Source organism: Brucella sp. RRSP16, from assembly GCF_052246815.1.
GTDB classification, from domain to species: Bacteria; Pseudomonadota; Alphaproteobacteria; order Rhizobiales; family Rhizobiaceae; genus Brucella; species Brucella intermedia.
The window spans coordinates 1-1,198 of the sequence record NZ_JBQQAM010000046.1 but is presented as its reverse complement, the minus strand read 5'-3'; the positions used below and the strand labels follow the sequence as shown (position 1 = coordinate 1,198).

Below are 1,198 nucleotides of genomic sequence, written 5' to 3'. Positions count from 1 at the left end.
GGTAATCCCCCCGTTTTTAACGGGGCTCGTCAGTAGAATTCACGCGGCCATTTTCAGTTTCTGTGCGGGCGTTACGCCGCCGATGCCCATATTGGGACGTTCGTTGTTGTAGGTCCATAGCCACTGCGTGGCAAATTCCTGCGCCTCCTCAATGCTTTCGATGATATATTGGTCGAGCCATTCATTCCGAACGGTGCGATTGTAGCGCTCAACATACGCATTCTGTTGTGGCTTGCCGGGTTGGATATGGCTCAAGGCGATGCCTTGGTTGGCAGCCCATTCCATCAGTTTGCCACTGACGTATTCCGGCCCATTATCAACACGAATTGCGAATGGTTTGCCGCGCCATTCGATGATCTGGTTGAGGCTGCGGATGACGCGTTCGGCAGGCAGCGAGAAGTCTACCTCAATGCCCAGACCTTCGCGGTTGAAGTCGTCCAGGACGTTCAGCAGCCGGAATTGCCTTCCATCCTCCAGCCGGTCGGCCATGAAATCCATGGACCAGACCATGTTCGGCGCATCTGGCACGGTCAGAGCATCGGGCTTGTCCCGCTTCAACCGCTTGCGCGGCTTGATCCTGAGGTTCAATTCAAGCTCACGATAGATGCGGTAAACGCGTTTATGGTTCCAGTGATGCCCCCGGACATTGCGCAGATAAAGGAAACACAGACCGAAGCCCCAGGTCTTCTTTGCCCGCGTCAGTCCGATCAGGAGATCGGCAATCTGCCCGTTCTCGTCGTTCAGCCTGGCGCTGTAACGATAGCATGTCTCGCTGACCTCGAAGGTGCGGCAGGCAAGCGCAACGCTCACCCCTCGCAACGCCACTGCTTTCCCGGCCATCTCCCGGCGTTGAGATGGCCGTGTCACTTTTTTCCAAGAGCCTCTTTAAGCAGTTCCGCCTGCATGCTCATCTCCGCATACATCTTCTTCAGGCGACGGTTTTCGTCTTCCAGAGCCTTCATCTGACTGATCATCGAGGCATCCATGCCACCGTATTTGGATCGCCATTTGTAGAATGACGCAGTGCTCATTCCATGTTCCCGGCATAACTCGGGTACAGGAACGCCGCCTTCCGCCTGGCGAAGGATGGCAAGGATTTGTGGTTCGCTGAATCTGCTCGTCTTCATTAAAATCTCCTCGATCATATAGCCCGAGAAAATTCTACTTTTGAAGCCCGTTATTTGGTGGGGGGATTACC

The 1,198-nt window shown here is 54.7% G+C and carries 1 protein-coding gene; it reads right to left on the bottom strand.

Going from position 1 to position 1,198, the window contains the following annotated elements; all coding sequences use genetic code 11:
- Nucleotides 1-39: 39 nt before the first annotated feature.
- Nucleotides 40-1,127 (bottom strand): IS3 family transposase gene (locus ACS5UA_RS22815; RefSeq protein WP_086000475.1). Its coding sequence is split into 2 segments (ribosomal slippage): nucleotides 40-866 and nucleotides 866-1,127, totalling 1,089 coding nucleotides; the frame shifts between segments, so codons are not numbered across the junction.
- Nucleotides 1,128-1,198: the final 71 nt, after the last annotated feature.